The 1967-nt window shown below is 60.3% G+C and carries 2 protein-coding genes; one reads left to right on the forward strand and one right to left on the reverse strand.

The genetic code is table 11. The features are described from left to right. Window positions 1–665 (reverse strand): benzoate/H(+) symporter BenE family transporter (locus AC1DH9_RS28140; RefSeq protein WP_477809236.1); only part of this gene is annotated, 665 nt, incomplete at its 3' end. Window positions 666–1041: 376 nt separating this feature from the next. Here AC1DH9_RS28140 and AC1DH9_RS28145 point away from each other — a divergent pair. Then, window positions 1042–1806 (forward strand): GntR family transcriptional regulator, encoded by a 765-nt coding sequence (locus tag AC1DH9_RS28145; protein ID WP_477809237.1) that lies wholly within the window; start codon window positions 1042–1044, stop codon window positions 1804–1806. The last annotated feature ends 161 nt before the right edge of the window (window positions 1807–1967 follow it).

The raw sequence follows: 1967 nt of genomic DNA on the forward strand, positions 1-1967 counted from the left end.
CTGATGGTTGCCGCGAGGGAAAAGTGCGGGGTGGTCCAGACCGGCGTGGCCACTTCCAGATGAAAACCGCTGAAATCCAGCAGGCCCATGACGCCGGACAGTGCCGTGCCGATCAGCAGCGCCGCCAGCACCGCATAACGCGGCGACAGGCGCTTGACCACCAGGTAGGTGAAAAACATCCCCAGTACCAGGCCGGTGCGGTGCTGGGCGGCGACGAAAATTTCGCTGCCGATCTTGAACAGAATCCCCGCCAGCAACGCTGCCGCCAGGGATGCCGGAATGCGTTTGACCAGGCGTTCGAAGCTGCCGGTCATGCCGCAAAGAGTGACGAGCACGGCGCAAGTGATGTAGGCGCCAATCGCCTCGCCGTAAGTCACCCCCGACAGGCTGGTGATCAGCAGTGCCGCACCGGGCGTCGACCAGGCGATGGTGATCGGTGTGCGATAACGCAAGGACAAACCGATCGAGCACACCGCCATGCCAATCGAAATCGCCCAGATCCACGACGAAATCTGCCCGCTGGTCAGGCCCGCCGCCTGGCCGGCCTGGAACATCAGCACCAGCGAACTGGTGTAGCCGGTCATCATGGCAATGAACCCGGCGACGATGGCCGAAGGTGAAGTGTCGGCCAGTGGGCGAAGTTGCACGTGAGTGGCGTCGGTCATGGCGCGGTGTTCCTTGTTCTTGATATACGAATAAAGTCCGCTGCTACCGGTGTGGCGAGGGAGTTAGCTCCTGCTCGGCCGCGCAGCGGTCGTAATGTGTGAGCGAGGTTATCTGAGTAAACGAGTCGGCAGGTTTCAGGGCTGCTGCGCAGTCCAACGGGAGCAAGCTCCCTCGCCATGGGCCAGGTGTTCAAGCCTAAACTTAAACCTGGCATCTCGTTGCGATACAGCCGGGGGCGTATGTGGCCGTACAGTCGTGTTGCCACCAGCGGTTGTGTACAATGTGCTGTGTTTTTTACGCAATACTTGCCAGCGACCCTCTGTGACGTATTACAGTCACAGTCAATTCGCCGCAGTTCTCCCGACTCGAGTGCCCATGAACGAACAGTTGCAGCCCCTCAAGAAACAACCGCGAGCAGGCAAAGCCGGCCGCAGCGGAACCCAGGACGATATCGTCTATGCGCATATCTTCGAGGCCATCCTCGAACAGCGCCTGGCGCCCGGTACAAAGTTGAGCGAAGAGGCGCTGGGAGAAATTTTCGGGGTCAGTCGCACCATCATTCGCCGCGCGTTGTCGCGTCTGGCCCATGAAGGCGTGGTGCTGTTGCGTCCCAACCGGGGTGCCGTGGTTGCCAGCCCGAGTGTCGAAGAAGCCCGTCAGGTATTCATGGCGCGGCGTCTGGTCGAGAAAGCGATCACCGAGCTGGCAGTCGTACACGCAACGGCCGAACAGATTGCCGAGCTGCGGCAGATGGTCAACGACGAGCGCGACAGCTTTTCCCGTGGCGACCGCGGTGCCGGTATCCGTCTGTCTGGCGAGTTCCACCTGAAGCTGGCCGAGGCAGCGAAGAACGCCCCGCTGATCAGCTTTCAGCGCAGCCTTGTGTCGCAGACTTCCTTGATCATCRCCCAGTATGAAAGCGGTAACCGCTCGCACTGTTCCTACGATGAACACACTCAGCTGATCGACGCCATCGAGGCCCGCGATGCCGACCTGGCGGTGAACCTGATGATGCATCACATGGATCACATCGACAGCAAGCTCAACCTCGACGAAGAAAGCGCCTCGGATGATTTGCACGCGGTGTTCTCGCACCTGTTGCAGACCAAGAAGCCAGGGCGGCCAACCGCCAAGCTTTGATAGACCGCGGCGCGCCTATCGCGAGCAGGCTCGCTCCCACATTTGACCGCATTCCCCTGTGGGAGYGAGCCTGCTCGCGATGGCGGTCTGACAGACGATAAAAAAATCCCCCGCAACCGAATGGCTGCGGGGGATTTTTTATGTCTGGAAAGACTTAACGC

This window comes from Pseudomonas sp. 05T35, from assembly GCF_056396605.1.